Origin of the sequence: Moraxella sp. CTOTU47616, from assembly GCF_032017465.1 — a bacterium.
Taxonomy (GTDB): domain Bacteria; phylum Pseudomonadota; class Gammaproteobacteria; order Pseudomonadales; family Moraxellaceae; genus Faucicola; species Faucicola tetraodonis.
On sequence record NZ_DALZPU010000008.1, the window covers coordinates 25,649 to 50,870 of the forward strand.

General features: G+C 45.8%; 26 protein-coding genes and 2 tRNA genes. 11 read left to right on the top strand and 17 right to left on the bottom strand.

Annotated features, from left to right (window positions below; genetic code table 11):
• Position 1 precedes the first annotated feature (1 nt).
• The 5 genes from thiL to RTS10_RS09240 form a co-directional block, all read right to left on the bottom strand.
• A complete protein-coding gene (gene thiL, locus RTS10_RS09220) occupies positions 2-967 on the bottom strand; it encodes a thiamine-phosphate kinase (RefSeq protein ID WP_312540071.1) in 966 nt (321 codons plus the stop codon).
• 54 nt (positions 968-1,021) lie between these two features.
• On the bottom strand, positions 1,022-1,585 hold the full coding sequence (gene nusB, locus RTS10_RS09225) for a transcription antitermination factor NusB (protein ID WP_076774785.1): 564 nt from the start codon (positions 1,583-1,585) through the stop codon (positions 1,022-1,024).
• A 9-nt stretch (positions 1,586-1,594) separates the two neighbouring features.
• Entirely contained in the window at positions 1,595-2,110 is a 516-nt protein-coding gene (gene ribH, locus RTS10_RS09230; RefSeq protein ID WP_007115135.1) for a 6,7-dimethyl-8-ribityllumazine synthase, read from the bottom strand.
• A 158-nt stretch (positions 2,111-2,268) separates the two neighbouring features.
• Positions 2,269-3,765, bottom strand: a complete 1,497-nt coding sequence (gene gltX, locus RTS10_RS09235; protein ID WP_203172458.1) for a glutamate--tRNA ligase — start codon at positions 3,763-3,765, stop codon at positions 2,269-2,271.
• A gap of 173 nt (positions 3,766-3,938) precedes the next feature.
• Entirely contained in the window at positions 3,939-4,565 is a 627-nt protein-coding gene (locus RTS10_RS09240; protein ID WP_050325648.1) for a DedA family protein, read from the bottom strand.
• A gap of 204 nt (positions 4,566-4,769) precedes the next feature.
• Between RTS10_RS09240 and RTS10_RS09245 the strand changes: the two genes are divergently transcribed.
• From RTS10_RS09245 to RTS10_RS09265, 5 genes are all read left to right on the top strand, one after another.
• Positions 4,770-4,845: transfer RNA gene (locus RTS10_RS09245), tRNA-Ala, on the top strand.
• A gap of 35 nt (positions 4,846-4,880) precedes the next feature.
• Positions 4,881-4,956, top strand: a tRNA-Glu gene (locus RTS10_RS09250).
• A gap of 376 nt (positions 4,957-5,332) precedes the next feature.
• Entirely contained in the window at positions 5,333-6,052 is a 720-nt protein-coding gene (locus tag RTS10_RS09255) for a metal-dependent hydrolase (protein ID WP_312540073.1), read from the top strand.
• Position 6,053: 1 nt separating this feature from the next.
• Positions 6,054-6,599, top strand: coding sequence for a YchJ family protein (locus tag RTS10_RS09260; protein WP_312540074.1), 546 nt, complete (start codon positions 6,054-6,056; stop codon positions 6,597-6,599).
• Positions 6,600-6,730: 131 nt separating this feature from the next.
• On the top strand, positions 6,731-7,861 hold the full coding sequence (locus RTS10_RS09265; RefSeq protein ID WP_312540076.1) for a pyridoxal-phosphate-dependent aminotransferase family protein: 1,131 nt from the start codon (positions 6,731-6,733) through the stop codon (positions 7,859-7,861).
• Between the two features lie 90 nt (positions 7,862-7,951).
• Here RTS10_RS09265 and RTS10_RS09270 read toward each other — a convergent pair whose 3' ends face one another.
• From RTS10_RS09270 to RTS10_RS09285, 4 genes are all read right to left on the bottom strand, one after another.
• Positions 7,952-8,854, bottom strand: a complete 903-nt coding sequence (locus RTS10_RS09270) for a histone deacetylase family protein (RefSeq protein ID WP_312540077.1) — start codon at positions 8,852-8,854, stop codon at positions 7,952-7,954.
• A 1-nt stretch (position 8,855) separates the two neighbouring features.
• Positions 8,856-9,740 (bottom strand): class II glutamine amidotransferase, encoded by an 885-nt coding sequence (locus RTS10_RS09275; protein WP_203172463.1) that lies wholly within the window; start codon positions 9,738-9,740, stop codon positions 8,856-8,858.
• Between the two features lie 138 nt (positions 9,741-9,878).
• Positions 9,879-10,646 carry a DUF3800 domain-containing protein gene (locus tag RTS10_RS09280; protein ID WP_065253845.1) on the bottom strand — a complete coding sequence of 256 codons (768 nt, stop codon included), beginning with the start codon at positions 10,644-10,646 and terminating at the stop codon, positions 9,879-9,881.
• A gap of 3 nt (positions 10,647-10,649) precedes the next feature.
• On the bottom strand, positions 10,650-11,633 hold the full coding sequence (locus RTS10_RS09285; protein WP_312115265.1) for a homoserine kinase: 984 nt from the start codon (positions 11,631-11,633) through the stop codon (positions 10,650-10,652).
• 92 nt (positions 11,634-11,725) lie between these two features.
• Between RTS10_RS09285 and hisF the strand changes: the two genes are divergently transcribed.
• The 4 genes from hisF (at position 11,726) to RTS10_RS09305 (ending at position 14,976) form a co-directional block, all read left to right on the top strand.
• Positions 11,726-12,484 (top strand): imidazole glycerol phosphate synthase subunit HisF, encoded by a 759-nt coding sequence (gene hisF / locus RTS10_RS09290; protein ID WP_036600629.1) that lies wholly within the window; start codon positions 11,726-11,728, stop codon positions 12,482-12,484.
• 129 nt (positions 12,485-12,613) lie between these two features.
• Positions 12,614-13,513, top strand: coding sequence for a prolipoprotein diacylglyceryl transferase (lgt, locus tag RTS10_RS09295; protein ID WP_203172644.1), 900 nt, complete (start codon positions 12,614-12,616; stop codon positions 13,511-13,513).
• A 31-nt stretch (positions 13,514-13,544) separates the two neighbouring features.
• Positions 13,545-14,405 (top strand): thymidylate synthase, encoded by an 861-nt coding sequence (locus tag RTS10_RS09300; RefSeq protein WP_060996014.1) that lies wholly within the window; start codon positions 13,545-13,547, stop codon positions 14,403-14,405.
• A 43-nt stretch (positions 14,406-14,448) separates the two neighbouring features.
• On the top strand, positions 14,449-14,976 hold the full coding sequence (locus tag RTS10_RS09305) for a dihydrofolate reductase (protein WP_100274183.1): 528 nt from the start codon (positions 14,449-14,451) through the stop codon (positions 14,974-14,976).
• A 71-nt stretch (positions 14,977-15,047) separates the two neighbouring features.
• Here the strand turns inward: RTS10_RS09305 and RTS10_RS09310 are convergent, their stop codons facing one another.
• The 4 genes from RTS10_RS09310 to RTS10_RS09325 all read right to left on the bottom strand — a co-directional run bounded on the left by RTS10_RS09310 (position 15,048) and on the right by RTS10_RS09325 (position 18,839).
• The gene (locus tag RTS10_RS09310) at positions 15,048-15,536 is read right to left on the bottom strand and encodes a hypothetical protein (protein WP_065253848.1); all 489 of its coding nucleotides are present in this window, start codon (positions 15,534-15,536) and stop codon (positions 15,048-15,050) included.
• Positions 15,537-15,682: 146 nt separating this feature from the next.
• Complete coding sequence (gene lnt, locus RTS10_RS09315; RefSeq protein ID WP_312384668.1) at positions 15,683-17,257, bottom strand: apolipoprotein N-acyltransferase; 1,575 nt, start codon at positions 17,255-17,257, stop codon at positions 15,683-15,685.
• A gap of 52 nt (positions 17,258-17,309) precedes the next feature.
• A complete protein-coding gene (locus RTS10_RS09320) occupies positions 17,310-18,209 on the bottom strand; it encodes a CBS domain-containing protein (RefSeq protein WP_135887611.1) in 900 nt (299 codons plus the stop codon).
• 156 nt (positions 18,210-18,365) lie between these two features.
• Positions 18,366-18,839 (bottom strand): YcgN family cysteine cluster protein, encoded by a 474-nt coding sequence (locus RTS10_RS09325; RefSeq protein ID WP_312384666.1) that lies wholly within the window; start codon positions 18,837-18,839, stop codon positions 18,366-18,368.
• Positions 18,840-19,043: 204 nt separating this feature from the next.
• Here RTS10_RS09325 and RTS10_RS09330 point away from each other — a divergent pair, with 204 nt between their 5' ends.
• Complete coding sequence (locus tag RTS10_RS09330) at positions 19,044-19,784, top strand: dienelactone hydrolase family protein (protein WP_312384664.1); 741 nt, start codon at positions 19,044-19,046, stop codon at positions 19,782-19,784.
• A gap of 166 nt (positions 19,785-19,950) precedes the next feature.
• Positions 19,951-21,237 carry an A/G-specific adenine glycosylase gene (gene mutY, locus RTS10_RS09335; RefSeq protein WP_312384663.1) on the top strand — a complete coding sequence of 429 codons (1,287 nt, stop codon included), beginning with the start codon at positions 19,951-19,953 and terminating at the stop codon, positions 21,235-21,237.
• Here mutY and RTS10_RS09340 read toward each other — a convergent pair.
• The 4 genes from RTS10_RS09340 to RTS10_RS09355 all read right to left on the bottom strand — a co-directional run bounded on the left by RTS10_RS09340 (position 21,220) and on the right by RTS10_RS09355 (position 25,141).
• Positions 21,220-22,008, bottom strand: a complete 789-nt coding sequence (locus tag RTS10_RS09340) for a uroporphyrinogen-III synthase (protein ID WP_312384660.1) — start codon at positions 22,006-22,008, stop codon at positions 21,220-21,222. The two genes, mutY and RTS10_RS09340, sit on opposite strands and share 18 nt — an antisense overlap.
• A gap of 21 nt (positions 22,009-22,029) precedes the next feature.
• A complete protein-coding gene (hemC, locus tag RTS10_RS09345) occupies positions 22,030-22,989 on the bottom strand; it encodes a hydroxymethylbilane synthase (protein WP_312540078.1) in 960 nt (319 codons plus the stop codon).
• 175 nt (positions 22,990-23,164) lie between these two features.
• Positions 23,165-23,902, bottom strand: coding sequence for a LytR/AlgR family response regulator transcription factor (locus RTS10_RS09350; RefSeq protein ID WP_312540079.1), 738 nt, complete (start codon positions 23,900-23,902; stop codon positions 23,165-23,167).
• A gap of 135 nt (positions 23,903-24,037) precedes the next feature.
• Positions 24,038-25,141: an RNA-guided endonuclease InsQ/TnpB family protein gene (locus RTS10_RS09355; protein ID WP_312540080.1), complete on the bottom strand. Its 1,104-nt coding sequence runs from the start codon at positions 25,139-25,141 to the stop codon at positions 24,038-24,040.
• Positions 25,142-25,222: the final 81 nt, after the last annotated feature.

The window sequence follows — 25,222 nt, forward strand, 5'->3', positions numbered from 1 at the left end:
GCTAAAAATGCTGATAGCCAGTGATCGAAAATTCAATTGGTTGGTTATTATAAGTCAGCGTCAAGCCGTTTTCTGTGACAATTTTGCCAATGGCAAAAATTTTATCCGAAAACTGTTGATTAAATTTGACAAAATTTTGCTCACTCATGGTAAAGCACAGCTGATAATCATCGCCGCCGTTGAGCTGATGTTGCCACTTTTCAGTATTTGGCAACGCTTGTAATCGTGGATGCGTTGGAATACTGGCCAAATCGACCACTGCACCCACTTGTGATGCGGTCAGGATATGACCCAAATCCTGCCCTAGCCCGTCTGAAATATCAATCATGCTATGGACAAACCCACGTAATTTTTGCCCGAGCTCAACTTGCGGAACAGGTAAATCGAGTGCCGGCTGTAAAGCGATTGGTTGTAAAGCAATATTGTGCTGCTCAGATTTTTCAGCGTTTAAAATCTGCTGTAACGCAAAACTTGCTGAGCCAATCTCACCGCTCACACAGATGATATCACCGACTTTTGCGCCCCCTCTGGTAATAGCTTGCCCAGTTGGCACAAAGCCCAGTGCAGTGACAGAGATGGTTAAAGTATTTGATTGGGTGGTATCGCCACCGATGAGCTCGACATCAAATCGGTTGCAAATGTCCGCGATACCTTGGGCAAATGGTTTGAGCCAGTCATCATGTGCAAGCTTAGCAGGCAAGCTAATACCCAGCAATATCGCATAGGGTGTCGCCCCCATTGCTGCCAAATCGGATAAATTGACCGCGACCGATTTATAGCCGATGGCATAAGCGGATGTTGATAAAGGAAAGTGCCGACCTGCAACCAGCGTGTCAATACAGCTCACTAGTTCGCAATCGCTTGGCATACTGCTTATCGCGCAATCATCCCCAATACCCACTTGGGTCAAAGGATTGTTGCGTGTACAGTGTTGAAAATGTTGATAAATCAAAGAAAATTCGGACATCTTAGCCATCCGTATCGAGCATAAAAGGGCGTAGCGAGTACGCCCTTTACGGTATTATTTTTCTTCTTCAGTGGTCGCTTGCGATGGCGGCTGCGGCGCATCCTCTGTTTTGGCTTTTTTGGCATCTGCCTCTACTTCAGGCATACGCGCGTCTTTGGCGATTTTATCCATCACCACATGAATCATTTTATAGCCGTCTGATGAGCCAAAATGGGTATTGAGCTGAATCGCTTCATCAATCACTACTTTGTAAGGCACTTCCAAGTGCTGCTTCATCTCATACGCACCGACAAGCAGTACCGCTTGTTCAACTTTATCTAGGCGTGTCCAAGGGCGATCAAGTAGGCTGTCGATATAGGCGATTAAGTCATCGCTTTGCTCAATGATTTTGCTCAGTAGCTCGTGATAATAGCCTAAATGCACCGTGTGCATGGCATTCTCACTGCGGGTATGTGCTTCGATTTCGTGCGATGGATTGCCTGTCAACAGCCATTCATATAACCCTTGCACCACAAAACGGCGTGCTTTACGAATCGCGGTCAGGCTGGTTTTATAATTGACGGCGTTGTCTTGACTCGCCTGCTGCTGTGGTGTGGTTTGGGTTGAATTGTCAGTCATATTGCTACCTTATTCACCCGCCATTTGTGCGTCAATTTGACCCAACACGTTAATCATCTCAAGCGCGACCATGGCTGCTTCTGAGCCTTTGTTACCTGCTTTGGTACCAGAGCGCTCAATGGCCTGTTCGATGCTGTCTGTGGTCAAAATCGCATTAATAACAGGCACGTCATAATCTAACCCAATTGCGCCCAAGCCTTTGGCAGATTCACCAGCGACAAAATCAAAGTGCGGTGTGCTACCACGAATCACTGCGCCTAAACCGATGATAGCGTCAAATTTATCGGTTTGTGCCATACGAGCAACTGCCAATGGAATTTCCCAAGCCCCGGGTACACGCACGACAGTAATATTGCTACCTGCGATACCATGACGCAGTAAGGTATCAATCGCGCCGCTGACCAAACTTTCTACCACAAAGCTGTTAAAACGTCCTACCACCATACCGATTTTGGCGTGGGCATTGGTGTGTAATTCACCGCTGATATGCTGTACTTGGGCGAGTTCGTTTTGAAGATTTGCCATGATGATTACCTTTAAATTGTAAAAATTAGAATCTGATTTTGCTAGGTATGATACCATTTTTGTTAGGTTTATTCATGTTATTTAGCATGACCCTAGGTTACTGCCATTAAAATAAAAAATCCGCCATAGCGACGGACTTTTATACAAAACAATTAAGCTTATTGGGTCAAAAAGCTTGGTAATGCTTTATGACGTTTTTCCAATTCTTTCGCTTTTTTCTTACTGACACCGCCTAATACCTCAATGGCATGACGCAGGCGCTGCAATGTCATATCCGCCCCAATCAAATACATTGAATTCATCACAGGCGTGCTTGACTTGCTACCTGCGATGGCAATAAAAAATGGTGACATAAAATCACGTAATTTAATGCCCATCTCGCCTGCCAAGCCAGACAATACCGTTTGGATATGCTCCTCCGTCCATACAGGCAGGGTTTCTAACTGCCATTGCGCAAGTTGTAGAATCTCCACGGTTTGCTCCGTGGATAGCACTTTATGCTCAAAATCCACCTCACTAATGGTTGGCAAGTTTTGGAAATAAAAGCCCGACCAATTCACCGCATCTGACAACAAGTTAATGCGTGGCTGAATGGCTTTGGCAATGGCGGTGAGTTTGTCGCTGTCATTTGCCCAATCAAGAATTTTGGTTTTTAAGGCTTCGGGTGACAGTGAACGCAACCATTCGCCATTGAGCCAAGTGAGTTTTTCCACGTCAAAAATCGGACCACCAAGCGACACCCGTTTGATGTCAAAACTGGCAATCATGTCATCCAAGGTGAATTTTTCGGCTTCATTTGGCATGGAGTAGCCCATCCGTCCCAAATAGTTGAGCAAGGCTTCTGGCAATACACCTGCATCACGGTAATAGGTGATAGACGTTGGGTTTTTGCGTTTGGATAGTTTGGATTTGTCGGGGTTTCTGAGCAGTGGCATATGACAGAGTACTGGCATATCCCAACCAAAATATTTATACAATAATTGATGTTTTGGGGCAGAGTTAATCCACTCTTCGCCACGGATGACGTGGGTAATCTGCATCAAATGGTCATCGACCACGTTTGCCAAGTGGTAGGTCGGTAGACCGTCGGTTTTAAGTAGCACTTGCATATCCACTTGTGACCAAGGAATCTCGACCTCGCCACGTAGCATATCGTCAAATTTGCAGACACCCTCGTCTGGCACACGCATACGAATGACGAATGGCTTGCCTTCGGCGGCGAGCTTGTCCGATTGTTCACGGGAAAGATTTGCATAGCGACCGTCATATTTTGGCGTCTCACCCCTCGCCATTTGTTCGGCTCGCATTTGATCTAACTCTTCGGCTGTGGCAAAACAGCGGAATGCATGACCTTTGTCTAACAGTTCTTCGGCGTATTGCTTGTAGATGTCTTTGCGTTCGCTTTGGCGGTACGGTGCATGTGGACCCCCGACGTCTGGACCTTCTGACCAGTCAAGACCGACCCAGCGCAGGGCGTCCAAAATCATTTGTTCAGATTGCGCAGTGGATCGCGTTTGGTCGGTGTCTTCAATGCGTAGGATAAAATCGCCGCCATTTGCTTTGGCAAAGGCAAGGTTAAATAGCGCGATATAGGCGGTGCCAACGTGGGGAAAGCCTGTGGGGCTTGGGGCAATACGGGTGCGGACTTTTGACATGGATTTCTCAATTTTACAAAAATTTCAAATTAGCGGCTATTATAGCCGACTATCGAATTTTTATAAATTGAATCCTAGCGATGATAGGTGGCTGATAAAATATAAATTTGGAAGGCAACGCTAAATGCTAGATTGACTTTGGCATTTAGCGTTATTTTTGAACACTAATTCAATTATTTATCCTTGCGATGACGAATGATTTCAATCACCATAGGCACCACAGAAAACACGATAATCGCAATCATAATCCACGAAAAATGTTCTTTGACAAAGGGTAATTGACCAAAAAAATAGCCTAGCGTGGTGAAAGATACCACCCATAATACCGCGCCAACGATGTTATAGCGAGCAAACTGGGCATAATTCATGTTACCCATCCCACCTACAAACGGTGCAAAAGTGCGTACAATGGGAATAAAACGGGCAATAATAATGGTGCGTCCGCCGTATCTTTCATAATAATCGTGGGTTTTTTGCAAATAGCTTTGCTTAAAAATCTTGGAATTGGGATTGGAAAATAACTTTTGCCCAAAGTGTTTGCCAATCTCAAAATTGACAAAATCGCCCAATACTGCCGCCACAATCAATAAACCAATCAGCACAAAGATATTCATATCACCCACTGCAGCAATGGTGCCTGCCGCAAACAACATCGAATCCCCGGGCAAAAATGGCAACACCACCAGACCCGTCTCGCAAAACACAATAGCAAACAAAATCGCATAAATCCAATTGCCATAGTTGTTGACCAGCTCTTGTAAATGATCACCGATATGCAAAATAAAATTCACCAACCACATGGGCTATCCTTATAAATTTAGACAAAACAACAAAATATAACTAATCTACAGTCGTTATATGAAGGCAATATTAACCAGGCATCATTATAGCAAGAATGGGTAAAAATTTTGTGTTTTTAGGCAAAAATCATCTTGACAGCAAAATCAGTTTTCAATAAAATACGCGCACTCTTAGGCAAAGCAGTCTAAATAATTCCCAAAAATGGGGCTATAGCTCAGTTGGTAGAGCACTTGCATGGCATGCAAGGGGTCAGCGGTTCGACTCCGCTTAGCTCCACCACTATTAAGTCTGCTTAGAGCACCTCGTGCGATTGCGTCCCCATCGTCTAGAGGCCTAGGACATCGCCCTTTCACGGCGGTAACCGGGGTTCGAATCCCCGTGGGGACGCCACTTATTTTAAAAAAAGCCATTGTCTGACGGACGATGGCTTTTTTGTTTTTGCTATCTGTTTGTCTTAGGCGTTTTTGCTATCTAGTGTTGCCTTGCCACATCCTAGGTTAAATAGGTTACATAGCTTACAATGTTTTGCTTTTCTCCATGTCGCATGCGCCCACCCCACAAAATCAATTTTCCTTGCGCTCAGTTGACGCTTTGTCATCAAAATTAGCATATAATTGAGCGCGCAATTGCATATGTGATAGATAAATGATTTTTTGGCTATCTGCTTTAACCTACTTGATTCTAGCTACTTGATTTAAGCCACTAAATTTTACCACTCGAGTTTTGACTCGCTGATTTTAAGCTATTGGGAAACTGGGCGAAGACTATGGCAAATTTTAACACCCACATAAGCGTGGCTTTTGTCGCAAGTGGCGTCACTGGCTTGGTGATTTATAAAGCAGGGATGCTGACCGCGCCTGAATATTTGATGTGTGTGGTGGCTGGTACCATTGGTGGCTTGCTGCCCGATATTGATTTGGACCACTCGGTACCCGCGACCGTAGGATTTAATGTCGTATCGCTGTTGAGCGCATTTTTTATTGTTATCTTGTGTGTCGGGCAGTTTTCGTTGGTTGCATTGGCAGGATTGTGGTTAGCATCTTATTTGCTGATGCGCTACGGTGTGTTTAATTTATATAGCAAATTGACGGTTCACCGCGGTATCGTGCACTCGATTCCCTATCTGGGGATTATGGCGATGACCCTCGTGTACGCCAGCTTCTATGGGTTTAAGCAAGGCGCTGTTATCAGTTGGTTTTTGGGGCTGTTTTTGATGTTTGGCGCCATTGTTCATCTGCTGTTAGATGAGATGTTTAGCGTCAACCTGTTAGGGCTGAGTGTCAAAAAATCTTTTGGTACCGCGTTTAAAGTGTTTAAATTCGATCAAGTAGGCTGGTATTTGGGCTTATATGCCGTGTTGGCCGCCATGATTGTGTTTGCCCCGCCGTTTAAAGTATTTTGGCAAACGCTACAAGACCCGATTAGTTGGCTTATTTTAAAGAAAAATATCTTGCCTACCGCCATCAACCTACCGAACATTCATTAACATGATACATACGTCACTTTGCCCGTGTGGCTCTACACTGTCTTATGCTGATTGCTGTGCGCCCCTGCATGTGGGGCAAAAAATCGCCGATACCGCAGCACAGCTAATGCGCTCACGCTACTGTGCGTTTGTGCTTCAACATATCGAATATATCGTTGCCACCACCGCGCCTTTTCAGCAAGCATTACTGGATAAAAAAAGCATAGCTGCTTGGTCACAGCAAACTGACTGGGCAGGGTTAGCAGTTGTCAAACACACGCCGAAAATTGGCAAACGCCATGCACAAGTGGAGTTTAAAGCCTATTTTCACTTGCCTGCATCAGCTGGGCATTCCGCGGGTTTGGATTTAACTGTTTTAGATAAGAAAGGTTTAGACAGCAAAGGCGTCCATCATGAACTATCCACCTTTGTGAATATTCCCACCCATGGCACCAGCCGTTGGTATTTTTTGGATCCGACAGTGGTCATGCCTGTCACCCAAAAACAGCCTTGCCCCTGTGGCAGTGGTGAGAAATACAAACGCTGCTGTGGACAGTTTTTGGCTTAATCGCTGCGCCATTGATAACAAAAACTTTAACAACCGCTCTACAATTTTTTTGTTTTTTAAAAGGGCTTTTTTGCTAGACTAATTTTATTTGCGATTTTGCAATAACGACAACGATATTAAAGGAGAGTCCCATGCCAGCCCTACGCCAAGATATTGATCCAGACGGTTTATTAGAATACTCTGTGGTCTACACCGACCGCTCGCTCAATCACATGTCCAAAAAATTCCAAACCGTGATGAATGATTTGTCCACAAGCTTAAAAAACGTGTACAACGCCGATGCGGTGGCAATCGTACCGGGCACAGGGACTTACGGTATGGAAGCGGTTGCGCGCCAGCTTGCCACTGACCAAACAGTGCTTATCATCCGCAACGGCTTTTTTAGTTTTCGCTGGACGCAAATCCTTGAAAAAGGTCGTATCACGGATGACGTGACCGTCCTGACCGCACACATCGGTAATAGCAACCAACAACAGCAGTTTGAGCCAGTGGCAATCGAGACGGCTGTCGCTGAGATTCAATCCAAAAAACCTGCGGTCGTATTTGCCCCGCATGTCGAAACCGCGGCAGGCTTGATGCTGCCTGATGACTACATCAAACAACTTGCCGATGCGGTGCATAGTGTCGGTGGTTTACTGGTCATCGACTGTATCGCCTCAGGCTGTGCATGGCTTGATATGAAAGCGTTGGGCATTGATGTGCTCATCTCTGCGCCACAAAAAGGCTGGTCAAGCACGCCATGTGCGGGGCTAGTGATGATGAATGAAACAGCCGTTGCCAAAGTGGAAGCCACCGAATCGACCAGTTTTGGGCTCGATCTCAAACAGTGGCTCACTATCATGCGCGCTTATGAAAATGGCGGTCATGCGTATCATGCGACGATGCCGACCGATGGGCTGACCAAATTCCGCGATACCGTCAAAGAAGCCGAAGCGATTGGACTTGATAAACTCAAAAGCGCCCAATTTGAATTGGGTCAAAAAGTGCTCTCTGTCCTCAATCAACACAATATTATCAGCGTCGCAGCTGCAGGCTACCAAGCGCCGGGTGTGATTGTGGTTTATACTGAGCGTGATGATATGCACAAAGGTGCAGCATTTGCCGCCCAAGGCTTACAAATTGCAGGCGGCGTCCCACTGAAAGTTGGCGAACCTGACAGCTTTAAAACATTCCGTTTAGGTCTGTTTGGTCTGGATAAGTTGACGGATATTGACGGTACCGTCAGCCGTTTTAAGCAAGCGCTTGAGAAAGTATTAGCTTAATTATCAGCGTACGTGTGAGTGCATTTATTAGCATAACCACGGTTTATTTTAAAAGCTCTGGGAAACAGGGCTTTTTTTATCTCTTAACACTCACTCATACAGCCTTTTTGCCATGCGAAAGGTATTGCAATGGGCTTCCACCACATCGTCGATGTTTTCTGAGTAGCCGCCACCCATCACCACCGCAACTGGAATTCCATGGGCTTTGGCTTGGCTAAATACAAACGCATCGCGCTTGGCGCAGCCGTCACGGGTGAGCGCAAGTTTACCGAGCTTATCAGTGGCGAGCACATCCACAGCGGACTGGTAAAACAGCATATCGGGTTTCACTTTTGCAATAAGCGCTGGCAGCGTCTCCATTAATATGGCTAAATATGCCTCATCCCCTGTCTCGTTTGGCAAATCAATATCCAAATCGGATGCTTGCTTGCGAAACGGATAGTTTTTTGCGCCATGCATGCTAAAGGTAAATACTCGGGGTTCATTTGCCATCAAATGCGCTGTACCGTTCCCTTGATGCACATCCAAATCCACAGTCAGAATTTGTGTCGCCTGTCCACGTGCCAACAATAAATTACTCGCCACCGCCACATCGTTAAACACGCAAAATCCTTCCCCATGATCGGCAAACGCATGATGGGTACCGCCTGCGATATTGAGCGCGACACCGAATTGTTTGGCGAATAGGGCACATTCATAAGTGCCGTGGGCAATCACACGTTCCCGCTCAACGAGCCTTGGCGTCATCTCAAAGCCGATGGCACGCGCGTCTTTGGCGGGCAATGTTTGCTGTTTTAGATGCTGCCAGTACGTTTGTGTATGTGTGGTGAGAATTTCGTCTTCGCTCAATCGCTGCGGGGCAAAAAAATTGGCTGGGGTGAATGTACCCTCCGCCAATAACCGCGCCGCAATCATCGGATATTTTTGCATAGGAAAACGATGGCGTTCGGGGACGTCATATTTGAAAATATCAGAATAAGCGACCTTTATCATATTATAAGCTCGCCCCCACTTTGCGGGCGATGGCAATGCCTTCTTCAATGGTTAAGCGGATCGGATTATCAGGGGTATCTTTAAATAAAATATCGCCATCCCGAAACATCAAACATTCATCCACATACAGCTGTTGCCAGTGTTCGTTGTAAGTCAAAGGAATGGTAGTAATCAAGGTCACTTTATCGGTTTGCGAGGTTACCTCGCTAAAATCAATCGCCAGCTCACTGTCAGCGAGTTTTGCCTCACCAAATGGCGCTTTACGGGTGATAAAAAACAGCAAGCTTCCTGCATACGCTAGCTGCCAATCGCCATTGCTAATGAGACAATTAAACAAGCCCAACGCCGATAACTCACGACAAATCGTGGTCAAAAACTGGAATAACACCTCGTCACTGGGCGGCTCACTAAATTGTGATTTGAGGCGATTGAGCAGATAACAAAATGCCATCTCCGAATCGGTTGTACCTACGGGCTGATAGTGGGTGGGCACAGGACTGAGCTGGTCAATAAAACCCATCTGCAGCTGCCCATTATGCGCAAACGCCCATTCCTCGCCCCATACCTCACGGACAAAGGGGTGGGTATTAGCCAAGCAATTTGTGCCTTGCGTGGCTTTGCGAATATGGCTAATTACATTCATCGCCTTAATCGGATAACTGTTGACTAAATCCGCCACCGGTGAGCAGAAACTTGGCTTGTCATCGTGAAATTGACGTATCCCAGCTTTACGATTACACTGCGATGGGTCGGGATTTTTTTCAAAAAACACAATACCAAACCCATCGGTATGGATATCGGTCTGCCCGCCCCGCTGACGAAACCCCGCAAAGCTAAAATGAATATCGGTGGGTGTGTTACAATTCATTCCTAATAATTGGCACATTAAAATTCACTTTTTGTAATATTTGGTTTAGTTCCTTGAACTATTTCATAGCAAATGCTATCATAACGATGTAGTCTGACCTAAAGCTAGACTTTACAGTAGGACTCATCGGTTCAGCGAAAGCTGAACCTTTCTTTTTTAGCGAATAACAATTCCTAGTAAATCTTTCTTACTTGCCTGTTTAAATAATACTGGTTGCAAGCGGTCAAGGTAATTTTTACCACCTTTTCTTTTAATATACTGATTTGGTTGAAACTTTTGACTGAGAAAATATGCATTAACATCTGCTAACTGAATAAAATAAGAATGTGCAGAATCTTTATGAATTGCGTCTTCAATAATTAGTTTAGTTGGTAAGATACGATAACCAGCACCTAGATTAAAGCTGTTAGGAACGGGATTATAACGCCGCATTTTTCGGGTGAGATTTCTTAGCTTGACTTCATCAGTTTTATCAACAAATAACATGGCAGTATCTTGAATATTCGTTGAACCAATAAAATTTCGATACTGCAATGTATTTTCAATACGTTGAATTAAAGTTTGCCATGCCAAATTAAAAATGTCACTGCCTATTTGTTTATTCTTTTTATTTACCACTACATTGATGATTTGATAGTTTGATAAATTTGCTTGAAAATCAATTACATCTCTCAATAATCTTAAACGCATGGATTTGGCGATTCGTTGGAACTCAGCAGGTTTGTGAATAAAATGTGAGCAATGAATCTCTTCACGTAATTTGAACCCGTATTTTTCTCTCAGAAACCGCCTAAAGTCAATGATTGAATTCAAGGTTTGGTCCCACTTACTTTCATGAATAATGATTGCACTCAAGCAAAAATAATTAGAAGGGCTATTTTGTAATCCTATATCACCACTTTCATCAACATAAACAATATACATTTGTTATTTTCTCGCCCAATGGTATGCCGCCAAGCGTTTCATCAAATCAGGATTTTTCACCATAATATTATCGCCCGTACGACCTTGCTGACGGTTATAATAAATCACATTCAAACGCAGCAGCCAAAACGTCACGCCCGCCATGGCAAGCATAATCGGCAATGCCTCTTTCTCATCATCGCTCAAAGCGCGTTTGCTCTCGTACCCTTGTAAAAACGCTTGCATTTTGGCGTCATCAAAATTCACCGCTTCGCCATCATTGGCGTTACCCCAAGTGGTGCAAAAATCATTAATGGTAATCGCCACATCCATCACAAAATGTTCAACACTGACTTCGGTAAAATCAAGCAAACCTGTGAGTGTTGGCTGGGTTTCATCACTAAAATCCCACAGCGTGTTATCGGCAAACATATCTAGATGACATAAACCTGTTGGCAAATTTTTGCTCGCTACAGTTTCGTAGGCTTGCCAAATATCATTCATCAGTTTGGCTTCATCGCTTGGCATAAACTTGGTTTCACGGTCACGCACCAGATGCCAAGGATATAACTCAACGCCATAGTTTTGTGCAGGGGTCAAGGTTTGCAAGGTTTGATGAAGAACGGCTAAAGCCTCGCCCATTTGACGACACATATCAGGTGTGGTTGCTTTCGGGTGACCGCCCGAGAGTTTTGGTGACACTACAATGGCTTTGTTGTCAAAATACAGCAAAAACTCGCCGTTTTTGGCGGCTAGCGGTGCGGCTACGGGTAGCTGGTCTTTTAAGCGGTTTAGGATAATCGCCATTTTTTGAATTTCATGCGGTTTGCGTTCTTCAAACAAGGTAAATACATAAGACGGCTCGCCGGCTTCGTCCGTGGTTGTTTCAATAAACCAATTACTGTTTTTGATACCCTGTGTGATAGGTATGGCTTTGGCAAAATCCACGCCAAATTGTTGGCAAAAATCACTGAATTGTTGGTCAGTCAACTGGGTATATACAGACATAAGGCATCCTTGAAGCGCAGCACACCGATAAAACTGCGGTAATGGCAAAGTAAATTTGATAAACTTACGGCTATTATAGAAGGAAATCGAATATGTTAGCAAAACGAATTATCCCTTGCCTTGATGTTGACAATGGTCGGGTGGTCAAAGGTGTGCAATTTGTCGACATCAAAGACGCGGGCGACCCTGTTGAAGTGGCGCAGCGCTACAACGAACAGGGCGCGGATGAAATCACTTTTTTGGACATCACCGCTACCCATCATGGACGCGACACCACTTATCACACAGTAGAACGCATGGCAGAAACCGTATTTGTACCGCTGACCGTGGGCGGTGGGGTGCGTAAAGTCGATGACATTCGTCACTTGCTAAACGCGGGCGCGGATAAAGTATCAATTAATTCGGCGGCAATTTTTAACCCTGAATTTGTCGGTGAAGCGGCAGCACGTTTTGGCAGTCAGTGTATCGTAGTAGCGATTGATGCCAAAAAAGTGGGTGACAATCAATGGGAAATCTTTACCCATGGGGGACGCAAAGCGACTGGTATTGATGCGGTGGCATGGGCGGTCAAAATGGCAGGGTTTGGGGCGGGTGAACTGCTTGTGACCTCGATGGACTCAGATGGCACCAAAAATGGCTATGATATTGCTTTGATGAAGCGCATTACAGATAGCGTGAATGTGCCAGTGATTGCCTCAGGTGGCGTCGGCAATCTGCAACACTTGGCAGATGGGGTGCTGCAAGGCGGTGTTGATGCCGTACTAGCGGCGAGTATTTTCCATTTTGGCGAATATACTGTGGGGGAAGCCAAGCAGTTTATGGCACAGCAAGGCATTGAAATGCGCTTGTAATGGCGAGCCTTGTGAGAATGATAGCCGTTGGTAATAACTAAAAGGGCACAGCAAAAAATAGCCCAAGCTAGCCAAAACTGCTATGATATTGGCATTTTCGATAATGACTAAATTGCCATGTTTCCACTAATTTTAACTCACCCACAATGGGATCCTGTCGCTCTGCATTTGGGACCTGTCCAAGCCCACTGGTACGGGCTGATGTATTTACTGGCTTTTGCTGCCGCTTATGCGTTGGCTTGGTATCGCACTAAATCACGCCCAGACTGGAATAGCGACATGGTCGCTGACCTGGTATTTTACGGGGCGATGGGCGTGATTCTAGGCGGTCGTATCGGCTATGTGCTGTTTTATCAATTGAGCGAATTCTTAGCCAATCCGATGTATTTGTTCAAAATCAACCAAGGCGGCATGTCGTTTCATGGGGGATTTCTGGGTGTCGCCATCGCAATGCTATTTTTTGCCCGCAAATATCAAAAGAACATTTGGAATGTGTTAGATTTCATTATTCCCTGCGTGCCAACCGGTCTGCTGTTTGGTCGTATTGGCAATTTTATCAATGGCGAATTGTGGGGTCGGGTGTCTGACGGTGGTTACAACTGGCTGATGCTATTCCCGCAAGCGGTCAATGAAGACAATGAACTGCTCAAACAAAGCCCTGCCCTGCAAAGTCTTGCGCAAACCTTTGTGATTGATGGCAACAATTATTTGTTACTCCCCCGCCATCCGTCACAGTTGTATCAGGCTTTTACTGAAGGGGTGGTACTGTTTGTTTTGGTTTGGTGGTTTGCCAGCCGGCCGCGTCCGCGTATGGCAGTCAGTGGCTTATTCGTGATGGGCTACGGTATTGCGCGTTTTATTACCGAATTCTTCCGCCAACCTGATGCTGACCAAGGTTTTATTTTGTTAGGGTGGATGACAAAAGGGCAAATGTTAAGCCTACCGATGATTATCGGTGGTTTGGTTTTATTGATTTGGGCGTATAAAAACCAAATCTATGATTGGGGCAGTCAAAAGAATGTGGACTAACAAAGAAAACTAACCAAGGAACTCATCACCCATGATTACGTCAAAGAACGAACAAGCCTATTTGGATTTACTTAAACTGGTGCTAGCCAACGGCATACAAAAAGGCGACCGTACGGGTACGGGTACCATCAGCTATTTTGGCGCGCAGATGCGGTTTGATTTGAATGAGGGTTTTCCACTACTGACCACCAAAAAAATCCATACCAAAAGCGTGATTTATGAGCTGCTTTGGTTTTTAAAAGGCGATACCCACGTCCAATACTTGCAGGACAATGGTGTACGCATTTGGAATGAATGGGCAACCGCCGAGCAAACTGCCCGTTTTGGCAAGCCTGAAGGCGAACTTGGCGCGGTATACGGACACCAGTGGCGCAACTTCGGGGCAAGCAAAAAAGCGGACGGCAGCTACCATTCAGACGGTTTTGACCAAATCAGTTGGGTGGTCAATGAAATCAAAAACAACCCAAACTCGCGCCGTTTGATTGTCTCTGGCTGGAATCCATTGGAGGCCAACGAAGTGGCCTTGCCCCCTTGTCATACCCTGTTTCAGTTTTTTGTCGCAGATGGCAAATTATCTTGTCAGTTGTACCAACGCTCGGCGGATTTGTTTTTGGGGGTACCTTTTAACATTGCCAGCTATGCCTTGCTTACCCATATGATAGCCCATGTGACGGGGCTTGGCGTCGGTGAGTTTGTGTGGACGGGCGGTGATTGTCATATCTATAACAATCATTTACAGCAAGTGCATGAGCAGCTTAGCCGCGAGCCGTTTGCCCTACCCAAACTTTGGCTCAATCCTGACATTACTGACATTTTTGCGTTTGATTTTAACGATATAAAAATTGAAAATTATCAAAGCCATGCCACAATTAAGGCTGAAGTCTCCGTATAAGCTTGCAGCCCAATGCCAAAACTCACAACAATAAGGATAAATCATGAGTTATTCTAATGTGGAAGTCGCCCAAATCGTGGCGATGAGCCAAAACCGCGCCATTGGCAAAGACAATCAATTGCCTTGGCATATATCTGAGGACTTGAAACATTTTAAAAAACATACTAATGGCGGTATCGTGATTATGGGTCGTAAGACCTTTGAATCCATGGGGGCAAAACCCCTGCCCAACCGTACCAATTTTGTGATTACCACCAATTTGGACTACCAAGTGGATGATGATGCCGTCATTGTGATGCACAACCTAGATGACGCACTGACCCAAGCCTCGTCGCTCGCCCATGGTAAAGGTTTGCAAACGATTTGGGTAATTGGTGGCGAAAAAGTCTTCCAACAAGCCCTACTGTTTAGTGATCGCTTAGAAATTACCCAGGTCGATACCGTGATTGACAACGCAGCAGCATTTTATCCAGAGATTACCAGTGATTTTGTCAAAACAGCAGAAAGTGAAAAATTCATGGATGAGCAAAGTGGGTTAAGCTATCAGTTTGTCACTTACCAAAAAGCTTAAGCTTGACAGTGACGACTTAGCGCATAAAAAAACCACGTTAGATAACGTGGTTTTTTTATGCAGCCAATGTATTATTTTGATTGTTCTTGAGATTTGACCGCTGAAGCAACAGGTGGTGCGATATTTGGGGTGTCACCTGTTTTGGCTTTAATCTCTGCTTTGGCTTCAGCCGTTGAGGCATTACGCGCTTCAATGGTCGATGTTTTTGCAGTAGCCGTTGGTGCAGAAGATGGCGTCATAGAAGCATTGTCTGGGCTAGCAACCGTGGCATTTGGACCTGTTGCGGTGTCTGCATTGGCAGTGGCGGTGGTGGTTTCACCCGCCGCAGGTGAGGTTGCCGCAGGCGTCGAACCCGCTGGTTTGGCAGCGGCAGCAGCAGATGCAGCGGCTTTGGCTTCTACTTCAGCATTGAGTTTTGCAACGTCAACGTGGTTACCAGCGGGGCGAACAATTGCTGAAATAAGGATTAATAAAACCACGCCTAGAAACGCTAAAACGCCAATTAAAGAATAACTAAGTTCTTTTTTGACATTGTTTTCCACGACTTCATGATGAGCCATCGTAAACCTCACTGTAAATCATTGGGGCAAGAGTTGTTGAATCTAAATGAATTCAAATCTAATTTATAACTATTATACGGAACTTTGTAACCATTATATACTAAATTTTTGCAATTGGTGACAAAACCTTACTGCATTTAAGGTTTTTAACGTGTTTTACGAACCAGCCAACTAATCAGTAGCAAGAGCGCTGCCAGTGCCAAGATAGGATAACTACCCCAGCGCATAAATGGCGTATTACCAACGCGCGATTGGATCTCACCCCGTAGCACCGTGCGTTCAAAGGCTGGCGCTTTGGCAACAATATTGCCTTTATCATTGATGATTGCGGTCACGCCTGTATTGGTCGCGCGCATAAACCAGCGGCCGGTTTCAATCGAGCGCATTTGCACCATTTGTAGATGCTGTAGTGGACCTGCCGATGTGCCAAACCAAGCATCATTGGATACGGTCAATAAAAAGTCGGTATTTTTGGCATTGCGGCGGGTGGTATCAGGATAGGCAACTTCATAACAAATCGCCACGCCAACTGGGTGGTTTTTGACTTGCAAGGGTGCTTGGTGCGCAGACCCACTGCGAAAACTCATGGTGCCACTCATCAAGTTTGGCAATGCCCAATCTAACATACCTTCAAACGGGATATATTCGCCCACGGGTACCAAATTTTGTTTCTTGTATAAGCCTTTGGCATCGGCGCCCAAAGCAATCACACTGTTGTAAAATGGCTCGTATTTATCAACTTTTGGGTCGTATTTATTGACATCGACATACGGAATACCGGTGAGCCATGCGCTATTGCTTTCGCGGGCTTGGGCAGCAATTTGGCTGATAAAGGGCATGGCGTCGGTCTGAAACATCGGAATTGACGACTCTGGCCATAAGATAATGTCCTGCCCCCATTCTGTTTTACTTAAGCCTGCATAGATACCCAGCGTTTGGATTTGGTACTCTTGCAGCCATTTTAAGTCCTGCGGAATATTGCCTTGCACTAACGAAACTTTTAGATTTGGTGTGCCTTTGGGGGTCGTCCATTGCGGGGCAATAAGCCACAGCGCAACGCTTGCCAGTAACATCACAGACGATGGAATTAAAAAACGGTATTTTTTTCGCGCCGCTTCCACCAGACTTGCTGAGACGAACACGGATACAAAGCTCAGCGCCAACACCCCAAAAATTGGGGCAAGGCTCGTCAGCCAAGGTTGCGCTGTATAAGCATAGCCCACGAATAGCCAAGGAAAACCTGTAAATAGCCAGGTTTTTAACCACTCTTGTACCACCCATAATGACGCAAAGCTTAGCGGCTGTTTTGCCACAAAGCGATTAAAAATGACTGCCAAGGCGCCATGAAACAATCCCATCCCCAAGCCAACAAAGCCAATCATCAGCAAAGCTAATAAGGTAGGGGTATCGCCGTAGGTATGAATCGAGGTAAACAACCAAAACGCGCCCACGCTCCACAATCCCATGCCATACATTTCACCGAGCCAAAACGCCCGCCAATTTGACATGGAGGGCAATAACAGCCAATACAGCACCAGTGGCGACAACAGTGCCACTATCCAAAAATTGTAAGGCGCTAACGCAAAGACAAATGCCGCACCCGCAAGCCAAGCCAGCACCAGTTTGGGTAACAGGGGCTGTTTGGTATTTGCAGATTTGGCACTATCGTGATGAGATTGTACAGAAAGTTGCTTTTTTAGGGACTGGGTAGTAAGACGCATTGGCGAGTATTGCCTTTAGGGTTAAACGGTTTTGCAAACATAAGTAATTGGACTAATCGTCGAGCTGATTATACCCTTTAACCAGTTCAATTTCTTGGATAAATCGACCATCTGCTGACAATACCGTCAAACGACAATCGTCAATAAAGACCGTTTGACCCAACACCTCATTGACTTCGCCAAGCTCTTGCATGACCAGTCCGCCCATACTGGTGACATCCTCACTATCAAAATGGGTACCTAGCTGTTCATTACAGTCTGAGACTGAGGTGATGGATTGCACAATCCATGTATCAGGCTGGTTGGGTACAGGCACTATATGATTGATATCGGTATCTTCTTCGATGTCGTCATGCTCATCAATGATATCACCGACAATTTCTTCGAGTAAGTCTTCCATCGTCACCACGCCTGCTGTCACCCCAAACTCATCAATGACGATTGCCATATGAATTTGGTTTTTTTGAAATAGACGCAGCAGGTTGTCAGAGCGCGCAGTTTCACTGATATAAATTGGCTGACGTACAATCGCTTCAAGATTAAAATGGTCAATATTTTGACCTTGCGCCTTGGCGACCAAAAATGGAATCAAATCTTTGGCAAGTAAGATACCCATCACCGTGTCTTTGTTGTCATCGGTAAATACAGGATAACGCGAGTGGGCGGTTTCCATATAGAGCGACATGATGTCTTGCAAGTTTTGGTGCTGGGTGATGCCTGCAACGTGGCTGACAGGGGTCATGATTTCTCGCACTTGAATGGCGGGTAAATCTAAGACACCCTCTAACATATCGACGGTGTCGGGCGCCAAAAATCGACGCGAATCATGTACCAATTTGACTAGTTCATCACGGGTTTCAGGGGCGGTGGATAGCCAGCGTTTCAGACCGCGTGACCAGCTACTGCTTTGCTGTTTGTTTGACAGGTGTGAACTCGAATTGTCGTCTGACATAGCCGACGAGACCCTCATATGGCGAAAGATTTTTTTACCTTACCTTAACCCCATGATGATTGCAATGGTATTTTTCTTAATTTTATTGTATTTTTTGGCTGATTTTACTCACCCATCAGCTTGCTCGGTGCTAGTAAAGTCTCGAATAACCAAGCGCTATTGGCGAATCCAATGAATCACCCGTTCTTCCTGCTCTAGCTCAGAAACTTCTGTTTCAGACTGACAGCGTCCCGCCACGCTGATATTTTTTTGGCGCATCATGGCTTGTGTCACGGCAGCATCTTGAGTGAGGAGTAAATGCCAGCTTGGCAGTTGTTGCCCGTAGTACAAGCGCTTGTAGGCGCAGCTTGCCGGTAGCCAGTACATCTCGCCAATGTTATCGATGGTTAGGCTGATGCAATCGGGCACATAGTCGCGCCTTGTTGGGTAATGCTGGCAAGCCCCTGTGGCACAATCAAGCAGTCGACAGGCGACATCACTGTATTCAACTTCATCGGTGTCATCGTCTTTAAATTTAATCAAACAACACGCCCCACAGCCATCGCACAAGGCTTCCCATTCAGCTTGGGTCAATTGTTCTAACGAAAATCGCTCCCAAAATTGCGGGCGTAAGGTAACAGATTGGCTCATTATGTTTCCAACTTTCGGCTTGTATAAAACAGTGACAGTATTATAACGGAAAATACGATGATTTCAGTATACAGTAGTGCCTATATTAACCGTTGCACTGACTTGCCACGCTCTCATTAGCGTATGAATCCAGCGTTTTTATAACGCCAGTGTCTTATAACAATAGCAACCAATCATATATTTACCATAACATAAGGATCCATGATGCCAATTCAAATTTTACAACTCGAATCTACCACCACCGATGGCGTGGAGCTCAAAAGCTATGTCTGTCTACCAGAATCAGCGAGCCACGACAATCCTGCCCCAGCGATTTTGGTGGCGCCTGAATGGTGGGGCGTGGTTGAGCACCCACAAAAAGTCACTGAGCGTTTAGCCGAAGCGGGTTTTGCTGCCGTCGCCATGGATGTGTATGGCGAAGGTAAACTGACCACAGATGCCGCCCAAGCCAATGAATGGATGAGCCAAATGCTCGCCGACCAAGACATGTTGATGGCGCGCTGTAAACTCATTATGGATGACTTTACTGACCTTGAAGCTGTTGACACAAACCGTCTTGGCGCAATTGGTTTTTGCTTTGGCGGCAAAATCGCCCTAGACATGGCGCGTGAAGGTTTCCCGCTCAAAGCAGTGGCGACTTTCCACGGCAACCCTGCCCCAAAACAACCGGCACAAAAAGGCAAATTCACCGCCAAAGTGTTGGTGGCACATGGTGAAGCCGATAGCATGGTGTCAATGGATGCCATTGAAGGGCTAAAAAAAGAGTTGGACAACGCCGATGTAGAGTACACAGTCGATGTGTACGAAGGTGCCAAACACGGCTTTACCAATCCTAATGCTGACAAACGCGCCGAAGAAAATGGCGTGGACTTGGGCTATGATGCGGATGCCGCAAAAGCCAGCTGGGATAAAATGATTGCGTTTATGCGGGACAATCTTGTATAACATACAGTTGCATCCTAACAGCAAAAGCAATATCTGTGACGATATTGCTTTTTTTATGTCTATGTCCCAGTTTGAGTGCAGCTTTGTTAAGTCTGTTGTCAGTCACTATTGAATACTAACCAGAAAGTCTTATATAGCTATCACGATAGTAACCCGATGGTGAATTTTGAACGCACATCCGAATACCAGCCACTCAACGATGCCAAGTCCCAATCAGCACTTAAGCCACAATTATACCCAAGCGCATACCGAAGCGCATACCAAAGCGCAGCTTGATAGTTTTGCACCGCGTATTTTGACTTGGTTTGACCATAGCGGGCGTCATGATTTGCCGTGGCAGCAGCATCAGCTTGACACGCCAGACCCCTATCCGGTGTGGTTATCTGAAATCATGCTACAGCAGACCCAAGTGGCGACGGTAATTCCTTATTTTGAGCGATTTATGGCAAGTTTTCCCACCGTGCAGGATTTGGCAAACGCATCTTGGGAGCAAGTCGCTGAGCACTGGGCAGGACTGGGTTACTATGCGCGTGCGCGCAACCTGCATAAAGGTGCCAAGCAGCTGGTGGATATCATCGAGCAAACTGGTAAATTTCCGCAAACGGTTGCCCACTGGGAGCAGATTTCAGGGGTGGGGCAATCTACGGCAGGCGCGATTGTGGCGATGGGTGTCAGAGCTGACCAATATGGCGGTGACAGGGGGGTGATTTGCGATGGTAATGTCAAACGTGTGCTGACCCGCTGGGCAGGTATTGACGGCGATATCACCAAAACTGCCACAACCAAAGCGCTTTGGCAACTTGCCGAGCGCCTAACACCGACCCGTGATAGCGGGCACTACGCCCAAGCGATGATGGATATGGGGGCGACGCTATGCACCAAAGCCAAACCTGCCTGCCTACTGTGTCCAGTGCAAGCCGACTGCGTGGCAAATGCCCAAGGTAAGCAAAGTTTTTATCCGGTAAAAAGTAAAAAATCGCCCAATCCGTCTAAGTTTTCGCTAGCGTTAAAGCTGGTTTGCGATGACAAAACCTTGTGGCTACAACGTCCTGACACTGGGATTTGGGGCGGACTGTGGTGTTTACCATTGGCCTTTGTCAAAAAACAACCGGGGGCAAAAAATACAGGCGCGCCGCTACTGGCAACCTGGCAGCAAGAGGCGACGTTTGAAGCAGAATATAACACCGCTGAGCAGATTATCTTCGAGTTCTTACAAGCTGAGCAGCTGCTAAATATCCAGCAGGTTAATTTAGATAGCACTGATACTGTCAAACATAGCCTTACCCATTTTCATTGGTTTTTGACCCCGCTCACCATGACGCTGACGATAGAGCAGGGTATGCGGCTAACTCAAACACTGCAACAAGCGCTGCAAACGCTGTCATGGGTAGAAGATTCAGCGCAAAACAGCTTAGCAAAACCGAAAGCCATGCAACTATTGGTGAGTAGTTAAAGCTTGTAGAATCGTCGCAGGTAGTAAGTCGGGGATGATAGTTATGTTAAGATTGGCCTGCCGTAATAACATTTGCTGTGCAATACGCGACTGCAATACCAAATAATAACAGCTGGCAGCCATTTCAGTGCCTAATGTTAGTTGTTGCCAGTTTTGCCAGGCGGTCAAACTTGAGATGAGTACAACGATGGGTTGGTTGTGGCTCTGATGTTGCTGCCAAACCGCGAATGCTTGGGTGGTTGTGCTTGGTAAAACCCGTTGGTACAAGTTTAGCAAATGCACTTGCACACCTTTTGCCGCCAATGTATCTGCCAATAATTCTCGCCCGCCGATGCCGCGCCATACCTGCAAATAATCGCCTTTACCAAGCGCTTGGATTACCGGCAAATTCAATAGCCCTTCATTGTTTTGAGTACGTTTTTCACCGGGAAAAGTAACCGTAGGCGCTGGCAACTCTGTGATCTGCTGCCAAGTCTGTTTAAAGCAATTTGCGGTTTTGTCACCCACCGCAACCCATGTAATCTTTTTGGACAATTCCGTTAGCTTGACCGAGGTGGCAAGCCTTGCTAAGCCATACTTTACTGCCGCTTCACTGACTAGCACCACCACTTGATAACGGTCAATCGATTGTAAAACTGCCCGCTCTGCGACTGTTAGCGGCTTTTCTACCAACGTCAACAGCGGCAGCTCAATCACTGCAACACCATGCTGGCGCAAAAATAGGCTTAGCGCTTTGGCTCGCTGATCGGGTCTGGTATTGATAAATTGCATCGCTATGCGTATCGTTCAATATCAGCGGTCTTGATAAATCTGCGCCAAGATTTTGTCTGCACCCTGTGCAATGAGCGCTTCAGCCACCACCACGCCCACGGCTTCGGCAATTTGCTCAGACTCCCGTACGTCATCAACTAACGCGTTATGATGCTCAGCTTTTAACAAGGTTTTACCATCTACACTGCCGACACGACCCTGTAAATAAATTTGTCCATCTTTAATGGTAGCAAAGCCTGCAATCGGCACTTGGCAACCACCCTGCAAATGACGATTCATGGCGCGTTCTGCCATCACGCATAGACGGCTTGGCTCGTCATTGAGCGATTTTAATAGTGCCAGCACATCGGCATCATCACTTCGGCATTCAATGGCAAGCGCACCTTGTCCGACCGCTGGCAAACTGATATGCGTATCAAGTTCATGGCGGATACGATCGGTAAGCCCCAAACGCGTCAAGCCACTGGTTGCCAAAATAATGGCATCATACTCACCTGCATCTAGCTTGGATAAGCGCGTGCCTACATTGCCGCGTAGGCTGATAATCTCTAAGTCAGGACGATATTGCTGAATTTGGCATTGACGGCGTAAACTTGAGGTACCAAGTTTAGCGCCTTGTGGCAACGCATCTAGACTTTCATAGTGATTTGATATGAAGGCATCGGTTGGCTGCTCACGCTCACAATATGCGCCAAGCGTCAGACCTTCAGGGAGCACCATAGGTACGTCTTTGAGCGAATGCACGGCGATATCGGCACGTTTTTCATATAAGGCTTGCTCAAGCTCTTTGACAAACAGACCTTTTCCGCCGATTTTGGCTAGCGGGGTGTCCAGGATTTTGTCGCCTTGGGTGACCATCGGTACTAAATTGACGGTCAGGCTTGGGTACAGCGCTTGCAAACGCGCTTGGATGTGTTCGGCTTGCCACAATGCAAGCGGGCTTTGGCGAGTGGCGATATTTAAAGTGGTTAACGTAGTCATAGCAGTATCTTTTTTAGCAAGCAATAAAATGCCTAACTCTCTAAGCTAGGCATTTGTCAGATGGGTATCTGTCAGTGATTCAGCGAGTTAGTCATTAGTATAGCAAAATGTCAGGCTAATTACTCTTACGACTCATTGAAGTAGACGCAAACATACGAAAGCCTACGCTACTACGCTACATTGATTGGATTTTATCGCGTAATAATGGCAAATGACGGCGGCTGACGGCAAGCTTGTCAGGCAAACCTTTGAAACGTACTTGGTACTGACCTTGGTCAATCGCTTCAAGCATTTCTAGGTAGTTAACATTGATTAACGCATTGCGATGGATACGAAAGAACGCATCCCCAAATTCTTGTTCAAGCTCTTTGAGGGTTTCATCAATTAAAACCGTGCCACCTTTATGACGGATTTGCACGTATTTTTGGTCAGCCGTAAAGTAATAAATATCTTGCAGCGCAATCAACTCCACACCACGATGGGTACGCGCCGCGATATGCTGACGATTTGACTGTGCTAGCGGATCTTCTAATCGACTGATTTCATTGAGCTGTGCATTACTAAGCGTTGACGCTCTCGCTAGCGCCTGTAACACTTCTTCTTTGTTGGCAGGCTTTAACAAATAGCCCACCGCGTGTGCTTTGAATGCGGCAATCGCGTAATGGTCATACGCGGTCACAAAAATAATGGCTGGTGGATTGTTAAGTTCATTGAGCTCTTTGGCGCAGCGGATACCATCCATTTCTGGCATACGAATGTCTAACAAAATTACATCGGGTGCGGTTTCTTTGACTTTTGCAATGGCCTCAATACCTGTGGCTGCCTGTGCAACAACCTCATGTCCTTCTTCTCTTACGATGCGTGTTAGCCTCTCTCGGGCCAGTGGCTCATCGTCACAGATCACAACTCTCATTGTTTACTCCTTTGCTCCTTTGAGGTCAAAAACACCTGTATTTAACCCTACAAGTCTTACTTTCTTCACAATCTAATGCCAAATCTAACATAACCGCTTGGTGAGCAATCAAACACTCTTGACTTCCTCCCCTCTCTAAAGTGAGGGGATTCCTTCTACAAGACGGTCAAGCCCGACCGCAAGAATGTTCCGACTGGCATTAATATCTCTATCATGCCGTGTGCCACACTTCGCACAAGTCCATTCTCTTATTCGCAAACCTGCTCTACCTTTCGGACTACTGGACATATCGCCACAGCACGAGCAAGTTTGGGTAGTGTATTTCTCATTTACGATTTCAAAACGGCAACCTGCGTTCTCGCATTTATAGGTCAGTTGTCGCTTGAGTTCAAACCAACCTGCATCGTAAACCGATTTGGCTAGTTTGCCTTTTTTGCTGTTAAATTGGGTGGTTTTAACATCACCCACCACGATTAGGGCATTGTCTTTAACTAATTGGGTGGTGAATTTGTGGATTAGGTCTTGCCGTGTATGTTTGATTTTGGCATGGATAGCCTTGACACGCTGTTTGTTTTTGGCTCTTTGAGCAATGGCTAACGCTTTGGCATATTTGAGCGTTTGCTTGATTTGTAGTTTATCGCCATTTGAGGCTGTAGCACTGTCTTTTAAACCTAAGTCAATGCCTACGCTACCAGTTCCACAAGTGGTTTTAGGGTATTCTTTGACGGTGATACACGCATACCAACGGTTACGACTGTCTTGGACTAACTCGCAAGTGTTAATTTGATATAGGCTAAGGTTGTAGCTGTCCCATAGGTCAATGACTAGTTTTTGCCCTTTGGCTAGGGATAGTTGCAAGGTGGATTTTAAGCCCTTTTTGCCTGTTTGGTGCGTGGCAATATGCTTGATGGCAGATTGTTTAAATGGTAGCCAACCCAAGCTTTTACGCTTTGATGTTGGGTTGTTGGTTCGCCATGATAATTTAGCTTTTTTGAATTGTTTTCTAGCTTTGGCATGGGTTTCATTGATGGCTTGGATGGTTTGAGAGTGTAAGCCAAGTAGTTCACCGCTACCTTTGGTATATTCGTTTAGGTCGTAGGCTGAAAAGAATTTACCAGTCTTTTGTAAGTGCTTATAACTCAAGTCATTAACATAGTTCCACACGAAATTGACCGAACCGCTTAGGCGGTTAAGCTTCACTATGTGTTTGTCTCGTATGCGCAACTTGAGTGTTTTCATGGGTTTATTTTAACAAAATTCATGCAAGTATTATAGTGCATGAGCATGGTTGCTTAAGTTGCCTTATATCCACCGCCTAAA